Origin of the sequence: Limosilactobacillus frumenti DSM 13145 (assembly GCF_001436045.1) — a bacterium.
Classification (GTDB): Bacteria; Bacillota; Bacilli; order Lactobacillales; family Lactobacillaceae; genus Limosilactobacillus; species Limosilactobacillus frumenti.
This window is the reverse complement of record NZ_AZER01000014.1, coordinates 92359-113092: the sequence shown is the minus strand read 5'-3', so window position 1 is coordinate 113092 and position 20734 is coordinate 92359. Positions and strand designations below refer to the sequence as shown.

The 20734-nt window shown below is 42.2% G+C and carries 21 protein-coding genes; 15 read left to right on the top strand and 6 right to left on the bottom strand.

The features are described 5' to 3' along the window. Positions 1-14: 14 nt before the first annotated feature. Positions 15-713 (top strand): dihydrofolate reductase family protein, encoded by a 699-nt coding sequence (locus tag FD27_RS03715; protein ID WP_235803007.1) that lies wholly within the window; start codon positions 15-17, stop codon positions 711-713. Positions 714-830: 117 nt separating this feature from the next. Here FD27_RS03715 and FD27_RS03710 read toward each other — a convergent pair whose 3' ends face one another. Beyond that, positions 831-1967, bottom strand: coding sequence for a 5-methyltetrahydropteroyltriglutamate--homocysteine S-methyltransferase (locus FD27_RS03710; RefSeq protein ID WP_057749716.1), 1137 nt, complete (start codon positions 1965-1967; stop codon positions 831-833). 730 nt (positions 1968-2697) lie between these two features. Here FD27_RS03710 and fabZ (FD27_RS03705) point away from each other — a divergent pair. The 14 genes from fabZ (FD27_RS03705) (at position 2698) to FD27_RS03640 (ending at position 13268) form a co-directional block, all read left to right on the top strand. Beyond that, on the top strand, positions 2698-3144 hold the full coding sequence (fabZ, locus tag FD27_RS03705) for a 3-hydroxyacyl-ACP dehydratase FabZ (protein ID WP_057749712.1): 447 nt from the start codon (positions 2698-2700) through the stop codon (positions 3142-3144). A gap of 74 nt (positions 3145-3218) precedes the next feature. Further along, on the top strand, positions 3219-3659 hold the full coding sequence (locus FD27_RS03700) for a MarR family winged helix-turn-helix transcriptional regulator (protein ID WP_057749709.1): 441 nt from the start codon (positions 3219-3221) through the stop codon (positions 3657-3659). A 21-nt stretch (positions 3660-3680) separates the two neighbouring features. After that, the gene (locus FD27_RS03695) at positions 3681-4649 is read left to right on the top strand and encodes a beta-ketoacyl-ACP synthase III (RefSeq protein ID WP_057749706.1); all 969 of its coding nucleotides are present in this window, start codon (positions 3681-3683) and stop codon (positions 4647-4649) included. Positions 4650-4674: 25 nt separating this feature from the next. Then, on the top strand, positions 4675-4923 hold the full coding sequence (gene acpP / locus FD27_RS03690; protein ID WP_057749703.1) for an acyl carrier protein: 249 nt from the start codon (positions 4675-4677) through the stop codon (positions 4921-4923). Between the two features lie 2 nt (positions 4924-4925). After that, complete coding sequence (locus tag FD27_RS03685; protein ID WP_057749701.1) at positions 4926-5858, top strand: ACP S-malonyltransferase; 933 nt, start codon at positions 4926-4928, stop codon at positions 5856-5858. Then, positions 5849-6580, top strand: coding sequence for a 3-oxoacyl-ACP reductase FabG (gene fabG, locus FD27_RS03680; protein WP_057749699.1), 732 nt, complete (start codon positions 5849-5851; stop codon positions 6578-6580). Before FD27_RS03685 ends, fabG begins: the two co-directional genes overlap by 10 nt. 12 nt (positions 6581-6592) lie before the next feature. After that, positions 6593-7831, top strand: coding sequence for a beta-ketoacyl-ACP synthase II (fabF, locus tag FD27_RS03675; RefSeq protein WP_057749696.1), 1239 nt, complete (start codon positions 6593-6595; stop codon positions 7829-7831). Then, on the top strand, positions 7832-8263 hold the full coding sequence (locus tag FD27_RS03670) for an acetyl-CoA carboxylase biotin carboxyl carrier protein (RefSeq protein WP_181578083.1): 432 nt from the start codon (positions 7832-7834) through the stop codon (positions 8261-8263). A 2-nt stretch (positions 8264-8265) separates the two neighbouring features. Then, positions 8266-8700 (top strand): 3-hydroxyacyl-ACP dehydratase FabZ, encoded by a 435-nt coding sequence (fabZ, locus tag FD27_RS03665; protein WP_057749693.1) that lies wholly within the window; start codon positions 8266-8268, stop codon positions 8698-8700. Positions 8701-8712: 12 nt separating this feature from the next. Next, positions 8713-10101 carry an acetyl-CoA carboxylase biotin carboxylase subunit gene (gene accC / locus FD27_RS03660; protein ID WP_057749690.1) on the top strand — a complete coding sequence of 463 codons (1389 nt, stop codon included), beginning with the start codon at positions 8713-8715 and terminating at the stop codon, positions 10099-10101. Beyond that, positions 10082-10918 (top strand): acetyl-CoA carboxylase, carboxyltransferase subunit beta, encoded by an 837-nt coding sequence (gene accD / locus FD27_RS03655; RefSeq protein ID WP_057749687.1) that lies wholly within the window; start codon positions 10082-10084, stop codon positions 10916-10918. Before accC ends, accD begins: the two co-directional genes overlap by 20 nt. Before the next feature lie 4 nt (positions 10919-10922). Then, positions 10923-11693 carry an acetyl-CoA carboxylase carboxyltransferase subunit alpha gene (gene accA, locus FD27_RS03650; RefSeq protein ID WP_151495809.1) on the top strand — a complete coding sequence of 257 codons (771 nt, stop codon included), beginning with the start codon at positions 10923-10925 and terminating at the stop codon, positions 11691-11693. Next, positions 11671-12474: an enoyl-ACP reductase FabI gene (gene fabI / locus FD27_RS03645; protein WP_057749681.1), complete on the top strand. Its 804-nt coding sequence runs from the start codon at positions 11671-11673 to the stop codon at positions 12472-12474. Before accA ends, fabI begins: the two co-directional genes overlap by 23 nt. Beyond that, positions 12474-13268, top strand: a complete 795-nt coding sequence (locus FD27_RS03640; protein WP_057749678.1) for a biotin--[acetyl-CoA-carboxylase] ligase — start codon at positions 12474-12476, stop codon at positions 13266-13268. Before fabI ends, FD27_RS03640 begins: the two co-directional genes overlap by 1 nt. 35 nt (positions 13269-13303) lie before the next feature. Here the strand turns inward: FD27_RS03640 and FD27_RS03635 are convergent, their stop codons facing one another. The 5 genes from FD27_RS03635 to FD27_RS03615 all read right to left on the bottom strand — a co-directional run bounded on the left by FD27_RS03635 (position 13304) and on the right by FD27_RS03615 (position 20436). After that, complete coding sequence (locus tag FD27_RS03635; protein ID WP_057749675.1) at positions 13304-14734, bottom strand: C69 family dipeptidase; 1431 nt, start codon at positions 14732-14734, stop codon at positions 13304-13306. Positions 14735-14853: 119 nt separating this feature from the next. Continuing rightward, positions 14854-16215 (bottom strand): APC family permease, encoded by a 1362-nt coding sequence (locus FD27_RS03630; RefSeq protein WP_057749672.1) that lies wholly within the window; start codon positions 16213-16215, stop codon positions 14854-14856. A gap of 22 nt (positions 16216-16237) precedes the next feature. After that, on the bottom strand, positions 16238-17566 hold the full coding sequence (locus FD27_RS03625; RefSeq protein ID WP_057749669.1) for an APC family permease: 1329 nt from the start codon (positions 17564-17566) through the stop codon (positions 16238-16240). A gap of 157 nt (positions 17567-17723) precedes the next feature. Further along, entirely contained in the window at positions 17724-19529 is a 1806-nt protein-coding gene (thrS, locus tag FD27_RS03620; RefSeq protein WP_057749667.1) for a threonine--tRNA ligase, read from the bottom strand. Between the two features lie 343 nt (positions 19530-19872). Next, the gene (locus FD27_RS03615) at positions 19873-20436 is read right to left on the bottom strand and encodes a hypothetical protein (RefSeq protein WP_057749664.1); all 564 of its coding nucleotides are present in this window, start codon (positions 20434-20436) and stop codon (positions 19873-19875) included. Positions 20437-20734: the final 298 nt, after the last annotated feature.

Here is a 20734-nt window from a genome sequence, read left to right as displayed (position 1 = left end):
TGGAAAGGGTGGCAATGATGGACCGTGCACAAGTAATTATCCATATGTACCAGTCGATTGATGGCAAAATTGATGGGGAATGGGATGGCCTTCCCGGCGACCATGCTTCTGGTGTTTACTATGACGATCAATTATTCAAAATTAGTAATACTAACGCTAATGGTAGCAATACAATCGTGATGTACGCTGCTAAGGGGCATCCAGACCTGAGCCAGTTTTCTGGTGACGGAATTGAGTATACTGACTGGGTACCGCAGATTCATTCGATGACATGGGATGTTAGCTTTGATCGAAAAGGTCGTGCCGGTTGGGAAAAGAACTACTTTGACTACGCCGGTTACAAGAGCCGGGCAATTGAAGTGGTCACTAAACAGGCCAGTAAACCGTACTTAGCATTTCTGCGGTCCATGGAGATTCCTTATTTGGTATGTGGCCAACAAGAGATTAATTTTGAACAAGCCTTAGTCAAATTAAGAAGATACTTTGGAATTAAAAAGATGGTGTTAGGTGGCGGAGCTTTGATTAATGGGGCCTTCTTAAAAGCTGGCTTAGTGGATCAAATTTCGTTAGTCGTTGCTCCGTACATTTCTGGCAATACTGCCATGAAGGGTACCTTTGATACGCTTGGCCAATTTGTGAATCAACGGTTCCACCTCGAACGGACTGTACCGCTAGACGATGGTGGTGTGCAGTTGATTTTTGCAAAAGATTAAGCAATGAAATATCATACGTGAATACTAATAAAGACGTGACGGTAGGCAATATCGTCACGTCTTTTACTATATTAAAAGGATTTCACAGGAGGGAGTGTTTCATGTGGAACAAAGTTATTAACCCCAAACTTCTTCAGCAATTTCTTTGATGAATTTCAACTTATTCCACTGTTGTTCTTCAGTTAAGATGTTACCTTCTTCGGTTGAAGCAAAACCACATTGGGGACTTAGGCAGAGCTTATTGAGGGGATGGTATTTAGCAGCTTCCTTGAGACGGTCAATGATAATTTGCTTATCTTCCAATTCACCAGACTTGGAAGTGACTAGACCGACCACAACATACTTATCATCAGGAACCTTATCTAATGGTTCAAAGCCACCAGCACGGTCAGAATCGTATTCGAGGTAGAAGGCATTCACATTTTCACGGGCTAATAATGTGTCAGCAACTGGGCCGTAGCCACCAGCAGCTGCCCAAGTGGAATGATAATTACCACGGCAGACGTGGGTATTAACTACCAGGTCATCCGGTAAGTCGGCGATAGCTTCATTATTGACCTTCAGAAAACGTCGCTGGAGGGCTTCTAGTTGTGAAGTGTCTGCATTGGGATCCTTCTTCTTAAGATTGGCAAAATTATTAACGGAGATTCCCCAGGTACAGTCATCTAACTGGAGTGTTCGACAACCAGCAGCATATAAATCTTCAATTACTTGATGGTAGGCTTGTGCCACATCATGGTCTAAATCAGCCTGATTTGGATAGAATTGTTTAGCATTTGCTTGGTTTTCAGGACGAAGGAATTCTTCGAGAAATTGTGCTGGAGCAGGAATAGTTTGCTTCACTTGGGTACCATCACTGACATGGTCGCGGACGAACTTGAAGTAATTAACAAATGGGTGGTTCTCACCACTGACCTTGCCAGTTAATTGAACAGAGTCGTTACGGGTTTCTTCATCATGGAAGAAGTAACCATGCTTCAATTGAACATGTTTAGTTCCTTGCAATCCCCAGAAGAAATCAAGATGCCAATAGCTCCGACGGAATTCACCATCAGTAACGGCATGTAGGCCGAGTTGTTCTTCCTTATGAATTAAGTCAACAATACATTTATCTTCAACCTTAGTGAGGTCAGCTTGACTAATTTCACCCTTAGCAAATTTAGCTCGTGCATCCTTCAGCTCTTGTGGCCGCAGGAAGGAACCAACAATATCGTAGCGGAATGGAGAAACAGTGCGTTGTGTAAATTGAGTCATAAAACATCGATCCTTTCTTTCTGTGCGATAAGTTCAGGAGATGAAAGCAAATAAAAAATCCCTAGGAAAAGTTTTTCACTTTTCCTAGGGACGTCATTTCAAATATTGAAAATTAACGTGTTACCACCCTAATTCGATTAAGTCTCACAACTTAATCCTTAATAGGTACACCCGCGAACGAGTAAACCCAGGCGTTTTATCGGTCGCCACTCGTGAACCACTTACAGTCAAGAGCTCGCAGTTCATAATTGCTCCAAGACCATCTTCATTAGCATCTTTCACATCGCTTCCCATCTAACGCGACTCTCTGGGCTGACATCAACTAATTACTCATCTTTTCTCAGCAAATATTAATTTGTTGTTGCTAGTATATTAAAATCTTCTCATAAAAATGTCAAGAAGAAATTAAAAATTTTTAGCGGGGCTACCGAATTAGATAAATGATAAGTGATTGATTGTTAAATTTATGACCGGGAATGCTCAATTTTTGTTTGATAATGAAAATAAATTCAAATAATTGTTTTGGGGTAAATTTTGAAAAGATAAATGCATCTGAATGACTGGTACTAAAGCATTCTTAGACATTCTTTAGCCTATATAGACGAGTAATGTGTTCTTGCTAATATCCTAAAAATCATCCAATTTAGTTTGACTTTCAAAATAAATCTCAATATAATTTGATCATCGAATATTTTGATATTCGAAATAAATTTAAAGGAGGGTGACTGGTTTGGCTATAATGACTGCTCAGGAAATTATGGACTTAATACCTAATCGATATCCAATTTGTTATATCGATTATGTGGATCAATTGGATCCGGGTAAGGAGATCGTGGCAACTAAAAATGTCACAATTAATGAGTCATTCTTCCGTGGGCATTTCCCGGGTAACCCAGTAATGCCTGGGGTACTAATTATTGAAACATTAGCCCAAGCTGCTTCAATTTTAATTTTGAAGTCTCCTGAATTTTATAAGAAAACGGCTTACTTAGGAGCAATCCATAAGGGAAAGTTTCGGCAGGTCGTTCGCCCAGGCGATGTTCTCAAGCTTCACATCACAATGACAAAAAAGCGGCGACGCATGGGAATTGTTGATGCTGTAGCAACTGTTGATGGCAAAAAGGCATGCAGTGCGGAATTAGTATTTATCGTTGCTGATCGGGATGCAAAAATTTAATGGTGAGTTTCGACTATAATGTATTTTGATGAGTAAAAATTTCGATAATTAAATTAATAAGGAGTCAATGCATTATGGCTGACGAATACCAACAAATTAATAAATCGTTAATTCGAATCTACAGGGGAATCTTGTGGATCGAAGAAAAGAAGCTTCGAGAAAGTACTTTTAGTGATCTGACAATTAAAGAAATGCATGCAATTGACGCTATTTCAATGTATGATCACCAAACTGCTACCCAGGTTGCTAAAAAATTACACCTTTCCCCCGGTACAATGACGGCGACAGCCAATCGTCTCATTGCTAAAGGGTATGCTGAACGTTTCCATGATCAAGAAGATCGACGGGTAATTCGTTTAGGACTGACGCATAAGGGTCGGGTTCTCTACCGTGCTCATCGGGCCTTCCACAATATGATGGTTAAAAGCTTTTTGAAGAATATGGATGAAAATGAACAAAAGGTAATCCATAAAGCTCTTCGTAACTTGGAAGACTTTTTGGATGATCATTCTTAATAGACAGAGGAAAGAACAGTAATGGGAAAGTGGAAAATTGTATCAACTGCTAGCTACGTGCCTCCCTTAGTGATTACGAATGAACAATTAAGTAACCTAATGGATACAAATGATGAATGGATTAGAACGCGAACAGGTATTTCGACACGACATATTAGTCAAGGCCAGAATACATCTGATTTAGCAGTTCAAGTTGCCAAAAAGCTGTTAGCACAAGCGCATTGGACACCTGAATCGGTGGACTTAATTATTGTTGCTACAATGTCGCCAGATTCTTATACACCCTCAACAGCTGCAATTGTTCAAGGAAAACTTAAAGCTGCCCACGCTGTTGCGTTTGATGTTTCAGCTGCTTGTTCAGGTTTTGTATATGCCTTGTCAATCGCTGATGGCTTAATGAATAATCCTGCCATTAACCATGTCTTAGTAATTGGGAGCGAAGTGCTCTCTAAAATCGTTAACTGGCAGGATCGATCAACGGCCGTATTGTTTGGTGATGGTGCTGGTGGTGTAGCAGTGGCAAAAAGCACTGAAGCTCACCTGCTTGGGAGTCACCTATCAACGTTTGGTGACCTCAGTAACCAATTAGTAGCAGGGCAAACAACGGCTGGCCATGATTTTCCTAAACAGGTGACTGGCCTCACGTCTTTTCAAATGAATGGCCGTGAAGTTTACCGCTTTGCTACTCATGAAGTTCCAAATTCAATTCAAACAGCGTTAGCAGAAGCACGGATAAAGCCAACGCAAATTGACCACTTTTTGCTCCACCAAGCCAATGCAAGGATTATTAGTCAGGTAGCAAAAAGACTCGGTCAACCAATGGAAAAGTTTCCATTGAATATTGATCATTATGGGAACACTTCTGCAGCTAGTGAACCGTTACTCCTCGATGAATGTGTTCGTCAAGGAGTTGTGAAACGTGGTTCACTAATTGTATTAGCTGGTTTTGGCGGTGGCCTCACTGCTGGAACAATGATAATTAGATATTAATAAATATAGAAAGAGGAAAAATATTATGACTAAAGAAGAAATTTTTGACACTGTTAAAGCTGTAACTGCCGATGAACTAGATGTTTCACCTGACAAAATTAAAATGGACACGCAAATTCAAAGCGATTTAGATGCAGATAGTCTGGATGTCTTTGAAATTATGAATGAACTAGAAGATAAGTTTGACATCGAATTAGATGACGAAGATGCGCAAATTAAGACAATTAGTGATGTTGTTGACTTTGTTGATAAGCAAATGGCTGCTAAGAACTAACAATGAAATTCGGTATTCTTTTTAGCGGTCAAGGTTCACAAAAGCCCGGGATGGGAATTGATTTTCTAACGGACAAGGATTTTGCTAATACGATTCAGATGGCCAGTGAAGCAACTGGCTTAAATATTATCAAGATCCTTAAAAGTGAACATGACGAATTATCCGCCACTGCTAATGTACAACCGGCATTAGTGGCTGTTAGTTGTGGCATTTACCAAATGCTACAACGCGACTTACCTAAGCTGCCTGTTGGTGGCATGGTCGGACTTTCATTAGGTGAATATGCCGCAGTGATTAGTGCTCAAGCGGTCTCATTTAAGGCCGGCTTAAGTCTATTAGCTGATCGTGGTCGTTATATGCAAGCAGATGCAGATGCGGTTGCTAGTACAATGGCGGCTTTAATTGATCCAGACTTAGATGTGGTTAAGCAGGTTTTAAGTTCTCATTCAACGGTCACAATGGCTAACTATAATTCTCCTCGCCAAGTTGTTATTGGGGGGCCGGAAAAAGAAACCCAAACCGTTGCGCAAATTCTTAAAGAAAAGAATGCTGCAAAACGTGTTGTGGCGTTAAAAGTTAGCGGTGCTTTCCACACGGCCTTGTTTGATAATGCACAGCAAAAGATGCATCAACGGTTAAAGAAAGTTTCATTTACTGATCCCCAAGTACCAGTAATTAGTAATACGACAATTCAACCGTTTACTGCAGCTAACTTGGCACCTATTTTGGAACGTCAATTAGCTCAGCCAACTCACTTTGGTGAAGATTTGCTGTACTTAATTAATCATGAAGAAGTGGACGCTACGCTTGAAATTGGGCCTGGGAAAACGTTGAGTCGGTTTGCTCGGCAAGTTAACGGTAACTTGCAACGGGAACATATTTCATCAATGCGCGATTATCAAGCCTTTGTAAAGGAGCATCAACAATGGACTTAAAAGATAAAGTCGTCTTAGTTACCGGTAGTACGCGTGGTATTGGTCAAGCGACCGCCGTGGCTTTCCTGCAAGCAGGAAGTAAGGTTATCTTTCATGGACGTCATGCCTTAAGCTCAAAGGAACACCAGCAATTAGACGCATTACATGCGGATTATACTTTCTTAACTGCTGATTTATCTCAACCGGATGAAGTTCAGCAATTAGCAGATGATGCTTGGCAGGCTTATGGTCACGTCGATGTAGTCGTGAATAATGCGGGGATGAATGATGACAAGCTGTTGATCGCGATGAAACAAGCCGACTTTGACAGTGTCATCAACGTCAACCTTCGCGGACCATTCCTACTCACCAAAGCGTTATTAAAGAAAATGTACAAACAGCGGAGTGGCTGCTTCGTAAATATTGCTAGTGTCGTCGGTCTCCATGGCAACGCTGGTCAGGCTAATTATGCGGCAAGTAAGGCGGGCATAATTGGGTTGACTAAGACAGTTGCTCGTGAAGGAGCATTGCGGGGGATTAGATGCAATGCTGTGGCCCCTGGCATGATCGAAAGTGATATGACAGCCACATTATCAGAACGTAATCAAAAGAGAATACTTGATCAGATTCCGCTTAATCGATTGGGTAAAACCAATGAGGTTGCCCAAGCGGTCCTTTTTTTGGCCCAAAATGACTATATGACGGGACAAACAATTGTTGTTGATGGCGGAATGACCATTTAGAAGGTGAATAAAATGACTAGGGTTGTAATTACTGGAATGGGTGCGATTGCACCGAATGGTAATGGTTTAGATAAGTTTGTTAATAATACTTTAGCTGGCAAAGTCGGCATTAAGCCAATTTCCAAGTTTGATGCTAGTGAAACTGGAATTACCGTTGCCGGTGAAATTGATGATTTTGATCCTAAAGCAGTAGTTGGTAAAAAAGCCGCTCGGCGAATGGACTTGTATTCCCAGTACGCTATTCAAACGGCAGATGAAGCCATGAAAATGGCTGGGATTGATGAGGAGAACACTCACCCAGAAGACTTAGGTGTTATTTTTGGCTCTGGGATTGGTGGTTTAACGACCATTCAAGAACAAGTTATTAAAATGCATGACAAGGGCCCTCGCCGCGTGTCACCAATGTTTGTACCGATGGCTATTTCCAATATGGCCGCTGGTAATATTGCAATCCGGTTTAATGCCCAGAATATTTGTACTTCAATTACGACCGCTTGTGCCACTGGAACAAACTCAATTGGTGAAGCTTACCGTCAAATTAAAGAAGGCCGTGCTCAAGCAATGATTGCTGGGGGCTCTGAAGCATCAGTTAATGAGATCGGCATTGCCGGTTTTGCAGCCTTGAATGCTTTATCTACGACTCCAGATCCGTTGAAAGCTTCTTTACCTTTTGACAAGGACCGTAATGGTTTTGTTCTCGGTGAAGGTGCTGGGGCACTGGTTCTGGAAAGCCTCGAACATGCTCGTAAGCGCGGGGCCCGTATTATTGGTGAAGTTGTTGGGTATGGTGCTACTGGTGATGCTTATCACATTACTGCTCCTGACCCAACTGGCAAGGGTGCTGCGCGGGCAATGCAAGCAGCAATTGATGAAGCTGGGATTCAAGCTGATGATGTTGACTATATTAATGCTCATGGGACCGCTACTCACGCTAACGATAGCGGTGAATCCTTAGCAATTAACAAAGTCTTTGGTAAGGATAGTTCAGTCTTAGTTAGCTCGACAAAAGGGATGACAGGACATTTACTTGGTGCTGCAGGAGCAATTGAGGCAGTAATTACGGTGGCAGCATTAGCCAAGGGTAAATTACCGCAAAATGTTGGTTGTTTTAACCAAGATCCTGAATGCAATGTTCATCTGGTTAACGCTACAAATCAGGATGCGCCGACTGCTGATTACGCATTGAGTAATTCCTTCGGCTTCGGTGGCCACAACGCTGTGTTAGCTTTTCGAAAGTGGGTGAATGATTAATTGGATTTAAAAAATCTCAAGGATATTATGGCTGATTTTGAAAATTCATCAGTTCGTGAATTAAAAATTGAAGATGGTGATTTTCACCTTTACCTTAGTAAGAATAACCAGCCAACCACTAATGCTCAATTACCAACAACTAAACCTGCTATTCAACAAGACAATGGTAGTCAACAACAAGTAGTTAGTGATGCGCAAATTAAAGCACCGCTAGTTGGGACAGTTTATTTACAATCCAAGCCGCAACAACCACCATATGTCAAAGTTGGTAGTCACGTACACAAGGGTGACGTTGTTTGTGTGATTGAAGCAATGAAAATGATGACAGAAGTTAAGAGTGATGTTGATGGCGTCATTTCCGCTGTCAAAGTCGACAATGGAGAATTAGTTGAGTATCAACAACCACTATTCACTGTTAAGGAAGGAGATTAACCATGGCTAAAGTGGATTTGGATGCGACCGCAATCCAAAAGATTATTCCGCACCGTTACCCGATGTTGTTAATTGACCGGGTAGAAGAGCTCGTACCAGGCGAAATGGCAGTGGCACGACGGAACGTTACCATCCATGAAGAAGTATTTAATGGTCATTTCCCGAATAACCCAGTTTTACCAGGGGCATTAATTGTTGAGTCTTTAGCCCAAACTGGGGCAGTAGCCTTATTATCAGCTCCACAGTTTAAAGGAAAAACTGCTTATTTTGGTGGAATTAAAACTGCTGAATTTCGTAAAGTGGTCCGTCCTGGTGACACTTTACGATTAGAAGTACATTTGACCAAGATTCGTCATAACATCGGTGAAGGAAAAGCTGAAGCGACGGTTAATGGTCAACGGACTTGCTCTGCAGAGTTAACGTTTTTTATTGGTTAGGTGAGTGATAGGATGTTTTCCAAAGTACTAGTTGCTAATCGTGGGGAAATTGCTGTCCGGATTATTCGATCCCTTCATGAATTGGGGATTAAGTCAGTGGCAATTTACTCAGCAGCTGATCGCGAAAGTTTGCATGTCCAGTTAGCAGATGAAGCTGTCTGTGTTGGTGGTCCCCGCCCACAAGAATCATACTTAAATATGAAAAATATCCTTGCCGCTGCTGTTGGGACCGGCGCTCAGGCTATCCATCCGGGTTTTGGTTTTCTTTCAGAAAATAGTCAATTTGCTGAAATGTGCCAGGCCTGTGGGATTACGTTTATTGGTCCGCACTCGCAAACGATTGATTTAATGGGGAACAAGGAACATGCTCGTCAACAAATGAAGAAGCTTGGTGTTCCCGTTATTCCAGGTAGTGATGGTTACATTGATAACGTGGCGGATGCTAAACGAGTGGCTGCTAAAATCGGCTATCCAGTATTAATCAAAGCCGCTGCCGGTGGCGGTGGTAAAGGAATTCGGCGAATTAATAATGAAGATGAAATGACTGATTCTTTTAATGAAGCCCAAAGTGAAGCACGGCTAGCATTTAATGATGACCAGATGTATTTAGAAAAAATCATGGAAAACGTTAAGCACATTGAAGTGCAAATCTTTCGTGATGCCGCGGGTCATGCAGTTTACTTCCCAGAACGGGACTGCTCATTACAGATTAATAAACAAAAGGTTCTTGAAGAGAGTCCCTGCCAACTGATTACTAATGCGGAGCGTAAACAATTGGGTGAAATTGCCTTGCGCGCTGTAAATGGGATCCACTACCTAAACACGGGGACAATTGAGTTCCTAATGGACCAAAATCATCATTTTTATTTCATGGAAATGAATACGCGGATCCAGGTGGAACATACGGTCACTGAAATGGTAACAGGCATAGATTTAGTAAAAGCGCAATTAAAAGTGGCCGCTGGTGAAGATCTCCCCTTCAATCAGTCGGATATCCATATTAATGGTGCAGCGATTGAATGTCGGATTAATGCTGAAGATGCCGATCATAACTTCATGCCTTCAACAGGTAAAATTAAATACCTGTACTTGCCAGTAGGTAATTTAGGAATGCGGATTGATACCGCCCTTTATCAGGGAGCAACGGTGACACCTTTTTATGATGCCATGATTGCCAAAGTGATTGCCCTTGGTCATGACCGTGTTGAAGCAATTGAGAAGATCAAACGGTTGCTGAATGAAATGGTCATCGAAGGCGTTAAAACAAACCAGGCATTCCAATTAGCCATTTTGCAAGATCCAACCTTTATCACAGGCAATTTCACTACTAGTTATTTAGAAAAGACCTTTTTAAATAAGTGGAAGGAGGAACATACTCAGGATGAACTTGTACGATCATGATAATACGCTTACCGCTCATCACGTTAAAGCGGACCGTTATGCTGATGCCAAGGTTCCTGACGACCTCTGGACTAAGTGTCCTAAATGTGGTGAAACTATTTTAACGAAAGACTTGGACCAATACAGTACTTGTCCACATTGCCATTATGGCTTTCGTATTAGTGCCCGCCAACGATTGAAATGGTTGGTGGATCAATTTACTGAATTTGACACAGAACTCCAGACGAATGATCCACTTAATTTCCCGGGTTATAATGAGAAAATTGCGCATGCCCAAGAACGTGCTCAATTGAATGATTCTGTATTAACAGGGAAGGCCACGATTGGCGATGCCCAATTTGGTCTTGGCATCATGGACCCGACTTTTATCATGGGTTCTCTAGGGATGGTGACGGGAGAAAAGATTACCCGTTTATTTGAACGAGCTACTAAAGATAAACTACCAGTAGTTCTGTTTACCGCTTCTGGTGGTGCTCGGATGCAGGAAGGAATTATTTCCTTAATGCAAATGGCTAAAATTAGTAGTGCGGTTCAACACCACGCTCAGGCCGGCTTATTGTATGTTGTTGTCCTTACCGATCCTACTACGGGCGGGGTAACAGCTAGTTTTGCCATGCAGGGGGATATTACCTTAGCAGAACCGCATGCACTAGTTGGTTTTGCAGGCCGCCGGGTGATTGAACAAACCATGCACCAAAAGATTCCGGCTGATTTACAAGACGCGGAAACATTACTTAAACATGGCTTTGTGGATCGGATCATTCAACGGCAACAAGAAAAGCAGACTCTCCAGTGGTTATTGAAGTATGGGGGATGATCGTTTGACGAATAAAGCAATTCAAATTGTGACGGCTGCCCGTGATGACAATAAAATTACCGGCAAAGAAATTATCAGCTCCTTGCTAAATGATTATATGGAGTTGCATGGGGGCGGTATTGGTAGTGACGATCCCGCTATTATTGGTGGAATTGGCCTTTTTCATCAGCAACCAGTGACTGTGATTGCCACCGATAAGGGGACTGATATTGAGGACCGGGTTGCAAAACACTTTGGCTGCCCGACACCGGCTGGATATCGTAAATCACTGCACCTAATGAAACAGGCTGCTAAGTTTCATCGCCCGATATTCTGCTTTGTGAATACGCCAGGCGCTTATCCTGGACAATCGGCAGAGGAGAATGGTCAGGGTGCGGCAATTGCCCAGAATATTTTAGAAATGAGCCAATTGCCGACCCCTATCATTACCATCATCTTTGGTGAAGGTGGTAGTGGTGGGGCCTTAGCATTAGCCGGTGGGGACCAGGTTTGGATGTTAGAAAATAGTACGTATTCTATTTTGTCACCAGAAGGCTTTGCCACCATTCTTTGGAAAGATAATACCCGAGCAGATGAAGCTGCTCAAATAATGCAATTAACGCCTCGTGATTTACTCAAAAAACACGTCATTGAGGGAATCATTAAAGAGCCGTCTGATCACCAGCAGGTTGTTAAAAACATTGATCAGGTTTTACAACGTCAACTTGGTGATTTGCAGAAATTGTCAACGGATCAGTTATTGCAAAAGCGGCATGAACGTTACCGCAAATTCTAATGGAGGTTGGAAGAGATTGTCAGGAATTTTAGCAAATAAAAAGATCATTGTAATGGGTGTGGCCAATAAACGTTCTATTGCTTGGGGATGTGCACGGGTAATGGCACAACAAGGAGCAACTGTTATTTATACATATCAAAATGAACGGATGAAACGGAGCCTTAGTCGTCTCGTGAACGATGATTCAAGGATGTTTGAATGTGATGTTGCTCAAGATGACAGTATTCAAACGGCCTTTACAAGTATTAAGAGCCAATTTGGCCCAGTGGACGGGATTGTTCACGCAATTGCCTATGCTAAAAAGGAAGAATTAGGGGGCTCCATTTTAGGAGTTAGTCGGGACGGCTACGCACTAGCGCAAAACGTGTCTGCTTATTCTTTAATTGCGGTTGCTAAGTACGCTCATCAACTGGAATTGCTTAAAGATCCGGCCAGCATCGTGACCCTGACATACTTTGGTTCCGAACGGGCAATCCCTAACTATAACGTGATGGGAGTTGCTAAAGCTGCATTGGAATCTAGCGTGCGGTATTTAGCCCGTGATATGGGACCAGCTGGCGTGCGTGTTAACGCCATTTCAGCTGGTGCCTTAAAGACGCTGGCCGTTACTGGTATTAAGGGACATGGTGATTTATTGAAGATGTCTCAGGACCGGACAGTCGATGGAGTCAGTGTTGATTTAGATGAAATCGGTGGGACGTGTGCGTTCTTGATGAGTGACCTCTCGACAGGGGTTGTCGGTGACGTGATTTATGTTGATAAGGGTGTGCATTTAATTTAATGGCTAAAGATAATAAAAATGGCTTATCAGCAGAAATGATAAGCCATTTTTGTCCTCATTTTTCCGGGTCGGTAATTATTAAACCGGTTCTTCCCTCGACCCAAACTTTTGCAAAACAATACCTGGCCGACCACTCACTAGTAAATGAGTTGGTGGTTATTGCCAATCAGCAAAGTGCTGGTTATGGGAAACAGGGCCGCCATTTTTATTCACCAGCTGATTCAGGTTTGTATATGAGTATAGTTCTCCCTCATAAGTCATTAGGGGAGCTCCAAAAAAATGGCCTGTTTACGACTGGAATTGGGGTGGCCTTAGTTAATACGTTGCAGGATTTTTATCCCACATTATCTTTTCAGTTAAAATGGGTAAATGATGTTTACCTGCACAATAAAAAAATTGCCGGAATCCTGTGTGAGGCTTCATACCAGTTCCGTGAGCAGTCATACTGTTATATTGTTGGAATCGGTTTGAATATTAATACTGCAGTGTTCCCTAATGAATTAAAGCCTAAAGCTGGGGCGATTACTTCTGCAATGGTGGACCGGAATCGGTTGGTGGCACGGTTAATAACTAATATTCTTGACGTAAATGCTCATTATCAGGATGGTCGTTTTCTAAACCAATATCAACAGCAATCATTTCTTAAAGATCGTCATGTCAGGTTAAAAACCAATACCGGTAATTTAGAAGGTTTGGTGTGTGGAATTGATAAGCATGCCAGGTTAATCATTCAAACACCAGCTGGCGATTTTCATCACCTTTCTGGTGGTGAAGTAATTAAAGTCTACTATTAAAAAATTCCCGTCAAAAAAGACGGGAATTTTTTAATCTAAAGGTTTGGATACATCTTAAATGTTAAAGCTGAAAGTTCTGTTCCTTCAGTGATTAATTTAAACAATAGTTTCTTAGCTTTCTTGTTGTAATGGCGAGCGATTTTATGATTTTGACCAGTCAAATAAGTCGTTAGTTTAGTGCCTGTTAGGTTTTTAGCGTGATCATCGACTTGCGCAATTCTGCGTTGGGCCCATTCATTCAGGTCATCCTGATAGTCCAAATCAGCTTGCATGAAATCAGTATAGTGGGATTCTACGACCATTGCTAATGCTTCATTTAACCAGTAAGCACTCTTCAAATTCATCTTTTTCGGAAAATGACGGTAAGAGTAATCGGTATCATCAGCGTTAGCAAAAAATGGTACGTAGGCACAAAAAGACGGGACACCAAACTCAACCCACTGAATAGCCGCGTGTTTAGCATCAACATTATTACGCATCTGCAAGATGTGCGATTGTGCCGTTCGTGAAAGCGAGATTGCCCGATAAACATGCCGGTCATGGTCATTGCCATCACCAAGCGGGTCGTACTTAGTTTCATTGTAATGAGATTTTAGGAGGTACTGAATATCCTCAAGACTAATCTTTCGTTCTGGTTTACGGATAAATGGCATATCAGGGGATTCAGGAGTTTGATTGGCGCTAGCAATTGGGTTCAAATAACGTTGAGCAAACCAGACCCGGGGTGTGTTGTAATGGTGATCTTTTTGCGTATTGGTACCGAAGATATGGCGGAAATTCCATTGATCCTTGTCAGGATTGAGGCAGTGAAGATTAACAAATTCTTGAATATTAGGTGACCACATATAGTTATCATGGTCATCAAAGTCAATTTGCTCGATAGCGATCTGATTAGCGGCAACGGCATAGCAATCATCTGGAATCCGTACAGCAACCCATTGGTGACCAGTGGCGATTTCCATGTACCAAACTTCATTGTGGTCGCTAAATTGCACACCATTACCTTCTGCGGCACCATATTTAGCAACCAACTGACCTAATCTTGTAACTCCTTCTCGAGCTGAGTGAATGTAGGGTAGTACTAAAGTGGTCATCGAATCTTCTGCTAAGCCATTTTTAACGAAGGGGTCATAGGCTAAAACGCGGTCGTTAGCGTAGACACTTTCAGTAGCGCTCTCGCCAACATTTACTTCATTAAACCCGTCTTCTTCGTTAGGGCCAGCTGATTGGTCAACACTTGGAGTAGCCGTGTAACGCATTCCATTAGCTGGTAACGGCACTGTTAGCTTGTTGTAAGCAGAAACGTATGTTTCGTGGCGGTCATGAACGGCTGGTTGGACTAAAAATTGCTTCGGTTCAATCGCTTTTACCCGGTCTTCATTTCGTGAAATAAATGTCGACCCATCCAGTGAAGCGTCCTTGCCGACCATAATTGATGTACAAGCAGAATTTCTAAAACGTCCCATAAATTCAAATCCTTTCTTAGTGCGCTACTTTTATTCTACACCTTGTTTTTAAGCTATTAACATACCAAAAAGAAGAGTTCAATCACTCGTAAACACGAATGGTTAAACCCTTCTTTTGGTTATTCCTCTTTAGTAAAGTTGAATTCATCAGCATGCCGTAATGAGTAGAAGAAGTAAACTAACAAACCAAGAATTATCCACGCCAGGTAAGTCAACCAAGCAGTCAGTGAAATACTAACCAGTAGTACTAAACAAATTAAGATTGACATCATTGGAATAATCTTACCACCTGGAACTTTGAAGGGGCGCTTTAATTCTGGGTAACGGTAACGGAGAATTATAACGATTAATGAAATTAAGGCAAATACCATTAAGGAACCAATATTGGCAATAAGTGCCAAGTAGTGAAGGTCAAACTCACCAGCAAGAATAGCTGAGAAAATACCAACTAACCAAATGGCACGATTAGGACTTTTTGTATGCACATTAACTTTTGCGAGGCCTTGCGGTAAGAAAGCACTTCGACTCATTGACTTGAGGATATTTGACCCTGCGTAAATGAAGGCAAATACGACTGCCATTATTCCAAGGACGGCTCCTAAAGAAACGATTTCCGCAACAAAACGGTGGCCTTTAACGATCAGAACATAGGACATTGCTTCAGAAACGTTTAGTTTAGTGTAGGAAACAACACCAGTCATCACTAAACTAACTAACACATACAGGGCAGTTGAAATGACGAGGCACAAAATTATTGCCCGGGGAATATTTTTGTCAACATTTTTAGCATCTTCTGCTGACGTTGCTAGGGCATCAAAACCGAGAAATGAAAAGAAAACCGCTGATGCTCCGGTAAAAATTCCCTTATAACCATACGGAAGGAAGGGATGCCAATTTGTCGAGCGGATGTGGGGAAGACTGACGACAATAAACAGGACAATGATGAAAATTTTTACCCCTACCAAGAAGTTATTGATTAACTTGCTTTCACTGGTTCCCCGCGTCAAAATAATCGTCATTAATAAGATCATAAGGACAGCAGGCAGGTTGATCAAACCACCAGCAGCAGGAGTCATTAAAAAACGATGGGGTAAGTTAACACCGAGCACTTCTAAAAAAGATTGAACGTAACCGGTCCAACCATTAGCGACGGTAGCGGTGGTAGTTACGTAGACGCCAATTAATGTCCAGCCCGCGAGAAAAGCAACAAATTTCCCAATAGATACCCAAGCGTAAAAGAAGGCACTTCCCGAATTAGGTAGACTAGTAGTTAATTCTGAATAGCATAGACCGATCAAGCCACTGGCTAAGGCAGCAATTAAAAATGAAAAGATAATCGCTGGCCCGGAGTCTTTAGCGGCAACAATCCCGGTAAGGACGAGGATCCCAGTCCCAATAATGGCACCGATACCGAGAATAGCTAGGTCAAAGAGTCCCAGCGTTTTTTCGTGTTCTTGGACATTGTTAAGTTGATTTTTCATAACGTTAAAAATCCTTTCGCAGTTAGCCCTCATGAATACGATGATGGCTCTTTTGGTATAGGTAAATTGGAATACCAACGATTGTGACTAAAACTCCAATTATTGTAACAAATGGTTGGGTAATGATAGTAGTAATAATAATAAAAACGCCACCAGCAAGGGCAACGAGGGGAATAATTGGGTACCCAGGTACTTTATAGGGACGCTCTAAGTCTGGTTGGCGATTGCGCAGAATAATAACCGCACCAAAACAGAAGAGGTAGAAAAACCAGATCACAACTACCAACATATTGGTAACGAGGTCGTAGGAACCAGACAAAATCATCATAATTGCAATCATTAATTGAATGATGGCACCCACCCAAGGGACACCACCACGATTAAGCGCTCTGAAGGCTCTACTGAATGGGAGATAACCCATGTGGCCCATTACAAAGGGGACGCGAATTCCAGTCATTAGGAAGCCGTTCAGTGCCCCATACACGGATACCATAATTCCAATGGTAATAATCTTCCCACCAATGTTACCAAAAACGATTTTAGCCACCATTGCGGAAATATTGAGGTTATTAGCAACAACGTTCATAGGGGCAACATAGAGGAACGCTAAGCTGATTAACAAGTAAACGACCATTACCAGGCCCAGGCCAAGAGCAATGGCTTTTGGAAGATGGCGTTTAGGATTCTTCATTTCACCGGCTAATGTTCCTACATGAATCCAGCCGTCATAAGCGAACATCGTTGCTAATAGACCTGCACCAAGGGCTGTCCAGAAGTTGGTATGGGAATTCGTGTTAAGTGGCAGTAGCCGGAATTGCGGGTCACCAGGATGAAAGAATGCCAAGACGATAATAGCAATAATCGGCATTAATTTGATTACTAATGCTAATGAAGAAACGAGGCCACCAACTTTTGCGCTGACTAAGTTAAGACCTAGTACAGTCAGAGTGGTAATAATTCCAACTAGGGGGATCCACGAATCTGTTAAACCAAATAAGTCCACGAATTGAGTAGCAAAGGCGATGGCTGCAGCTGCCCACTGTGCAGGGAAATAGATCAATGATTGCGCCCATCCGGCAAGAAAAGCCCAAAAGTGGCCGTATGTTTTTTCAATGTATAGGGTCATTCCACCGGTTTGCGGATAAGCTGCTGCTAGTTCAGCAGTTGTTAGCCCAGCACAAATGGTAATAAGACCAGCAAGAAGCCAAGTGAAAGTGGCTAATCCAACGGAGCCGGTAGCTTTAGTGACCGCGGGGACCTTAAAGAAAATCCCTGAACCGATTACGGTTCCAGCAACCGTTGATAATGCTGCGAAGAACCCTAATGAATGAGCCTGATGATTTTCTGCCACTCTTTTCACTTCCTTCTGAATAAATATTTAAAGTAACTCCCTTATTATACGGATAATTGCCCTAAATGAACAGTTTAGAAAACAAGGAATTTAACTGATAGAATAGCAAAAGCCCACTGCTAACAATTGCTAGCAGTGGGCTTCATTAGTTTATTTATTAGTCTTTACGGGAGTAAGTTGCAATGTCATGAAGAATTTCGTCCATGAAGTCATCTTGGCTCATTTCGTTTTGTGCTTGTTCACCATACTTACGAACAGAGACACCATTACTCTTCATTTCATCGTCACCAACGACCAGGGTGTATGGAACTTTTTGGGTTTGTGCTTCACGAATCTTGTAACCCATCTTTTCGTTCCGGTGGTCAACAACAACCCGAATATTAGCAGCCTTCATCTTCTTAGCAAGTTCATCGGCGTATTTACCGTGAGCATCTTCGTTAACGGGGATAATGTGAACTTGTTCAGGTGCCAACCAGGTTGGGAATGCACCCTTGTAAATTTCAGTCAAGTAAGCAACGAACCGTTCCATGGTACCAACAACACCACGGTGGATCATGACAGGCATGTGTTCCTTACCATCCTTACCAACGTAAGTTAAGCCGAAGCGGTCAGGAAGCATGAAGTCCAACTGAATAGTAGACATCGTTTCATCGTTACCGAGGGCAGTCTTAGTTTGAATATCAAGCTTTGGACCATAGAAGGCAGCTTCACCTTCAGCTTCGTAGTAATCAAGGTTCAAGTCATCCATCGCAGCCTTTAACAGGGTTTGAGACTTTTCCCACATCTCATCGTTAGCGTAGTACTTCTTAGTGTTCTTAGGGTCACGAAGAGAAAGACGGAAGCTGTAGTCAGTAATGTCAAAGTCCTTGTAAACAGACATGATCAACTTCAAAATCTTAGCAAATTCAGTCCGAATTTGATCAAGGGCAACGAAGGTGTGGCCATCGTTTAAGGTCATTTCACGAACACGTTGCAAACCAGAAAGGGCACCAGACTTTTCATAACGGTGCATCATTCCTAATTCAGCAATCCGTAATGGTAGGTCACGGTAAGAACGAATGTGGTGCTTGTAAATTTGAATGTGACTAGGGCAGTTCATTGGCCGCAATTCAAGCATTTCACCATCACCCATGTCCATTGGTGGGAACATGTCGTCACGGTAGTGTTCCCAGTGACCTGAAGTCTTGTAGGCATCCAGGTTCATCAGAACAGGGGTGTAAACGTGCTTGTAGTCATCGGCTACTTCACGGTCAATGATGTAACGTTCGATGGTCCGCCGAATTGTAGCACCCTTAGGCATCCAGTATGGTAAACCAGCACCGACCTTTGGATCAACGAAGAAGAGGTCCAGTTGGTTACCGATAACTCGGTGGTCACGTTCCTTGGCTTCTTGACGCTTCTTCAAGTCTTCAGCTAAGTCGTCCTTCTTGTAGAAGACGGTTCCGTAGATCCGTTGCAGCATTGGGTTAGAGGACATTCCCTTCCAATAAGCACCAGCCACAGATAACAGCTTTAGATTCTTGATAACGTCACCGTAAACTAAGATATCGTCCTTAGCAACGGCCTTAACGTCACCGAGTTGGTACATTGCGACCTTGCCAGCCTTGGCATTTTCATTAATTAATTCAGTTGAGAACTTATCATTCTTAACTTCTGCTAAGGCGTCATCAACCGCAACTTCAACGAATTCAACCTTGGCATCATTCTTGGCCATACCCTTAATAACGTCTTCTAAGGCTGGTAATTCATCAGCGGAAACTTGTTGGTCATCCTTATCAGAATCAACGTGGAAGCCATCTTCATCAGCGGCAGCTTCACCCAAGCGGATGCCCTTGAATTCTTGCTTCAGAGCAGCCTTTAACATTAATGCGGATAATTTCCGTAAAGCTTGTAAACCTTCTTCAGAATCGCGGTCAATCTTCTTGACTGATCCATCTGGTGACATAACAGCAACTTGAGCCATAAACAATCTCTCCCTTTTTTGTAGTTAAACAAAAAACGTCCCTAACGCCTTTTATCAAAGCGTTAGGGACGTCAATTATTTCATAATCAGCGTGGTTCCACCCATGTTCAGGACGTACTAGTGCCGTCCTCTCTGTGGTGTGGTAACGGACACGACCCGCGCCACCTTATTTCGGTGGGTAAATATAAAGGTGGTACATCTACGGCCATCACTCAACAATGCTTCCAGCCTAGGCATTGACTCCCTGGTAGAGGACTTCCGTAGTGCATATCCTTTAATTGACTATGATTATAGCACTGGATTACGTGATGACAAGGGTAAATTTAAAATTTGCTAAGAAAAATTATTTGCCAGGGTTGGCAGTAGCAGCTGGATGATTAGCAGGAGCATTGCCTCCATTGTTGTTGCTACCGCCAGTGGTAGCTGGTTGACTGTTGCCAGTGTTGTGCTGGTCGCCGCCCTGGTTAGTGGATTGTTCTTGGCTACCACCATTATTTGTTGTTCCTTGGTTGCTGTTGGTTGTATGTTGGCTGCCACCATTGTTTGTCGTTCCTTGGCTGCCGCCACCAGTAGAGAAGGAGAAGGAATAGTCATCGTCATCATCATTTGACTTGGATGAACTATGGCTCTTCTTATGGTGCTTTTTGTGTGATGATTTACTGCTTGTCGAAACTTGATCGTTGTTATCAGTATTAACAGGGTTTTGTTGTTTAATCGCAAAAACAATGACAGTAACTGCCAGAATTGTTAACAGAACGATTAATAGGATTTTAAACAATCGATTGTTCATCCCACTCATCCGGGGACGACGAGGCTTTTTGCCACCGCCAAATGATGGCCGCCGTGAGTTATTATTTGAATCGTAAAGTTGAACCCGACTTGGACGTTGGTTGTTTGAATTATTCAACCTATTCACCTCTTACTTAGCGAATGAAATTTATTTACAGGTGTATATTATAACATTTTATGGTTAATGAATAGTCTATTATTGGTCATACAGAAAAGCCCATGATAGGGAATCGTGGGCTTTTGCTGTAACTTAAATCATTTAGGGAGGAAGGAGAAAGATACATTTTGTGAGGAGGAAGTTATCTTTCTATGGTTAATAATATACAGGTAATAAGTGAAGAAAATATGAATAAAAAATTGAAAGAAATTAAAACTAAATTATTGGTTTATGGATGCAGAAAGAGGCTTCTAGTGAG